At 40.5% G+C, this 785-nt stretch carries 1 protein-coding gene; it reads left to right on the top strand.

The window, feature by feature from the left end; translation table 11 throughout:
- Positions 1-693 (top strand): group II intron maturase-specific domain-containing protein (locus tag ACQRCC_RS15550; protein ID WP_427851655.1); only part of this gene is annotated, 693 nt, incomplete at its 5' end.
- Positions 694-785: the final 92 nt, after the last annotated feature.

Here is a 785-nt window from a genome sequence, read left to right on the forward strand (position 1 = left end):
AATCTTTCTCCGCTATTAGCGAATATCATGCTCAATGAACTTGACAAAGAAATGGAAAAGCGAGGGCTCAATTTCGTGCGATATGCGGATGACTGTATCATTATGGTTGGAAGTGAAATGTCTGCAAATCGAGTAATGAGAAATATTTCTCGATTTATTGAGGAGAAACTAGGGCTTAAAGTCAACATGACAAAAAGTAAAGTGGATAGACCGCAAGGACTCAAATACCTTGGATTTGGATTCTATTTTGATTCAAGAGCACACCAATATAAGGCGAAACCACATGCAAAATCAATTGAGAAGTTAAAGAAGAGGATGAAGGAACTCACCTGTCGTAGCTGGGGTGTAAGCAACAGCTACAAAGTGGAGAAAATCAATCAACTTATCAGAGGGTGGGTTAACTACTTCAAGATAGGAAGTATGAAACATCTGTGCAGAGAAATGGATAAACATATCCGATTCAGACTTCGAATGTGTATATGGAAACAATGGAAAACACCACAAAACAGGGCAAAGAATTTAATGAAACTAGGCGTGCCCCAATGGGCGGCAAAGCGAACATCCTATGCTAAAGGGTTCGCAAGAGTATGTCGAGGTTCAGATGTAAGCCAAGCTATAAGCAATAAGAGACTAACCTCATTCGGATTAGTCTCAATGTTAGATTACTACACCGAAAGGTGTGTTACTTGTTAAGTTGATTGAACCGCCGTGTACCGAACGGTACGCACGGTGGTGTGAGAGGTCGGAATTTCTCAATCAAGAGAAATTCCTCCTACTCGATTGAT

The sequence above is a fragment of the Sporofaciens sp. SGI.106 genome, assembly GCF_050314255.1.
Lineage (GTDB): Bacteria > Bacillota > Clostridia > Lachnospirales > Lachnospiraceae > Claveliimonas.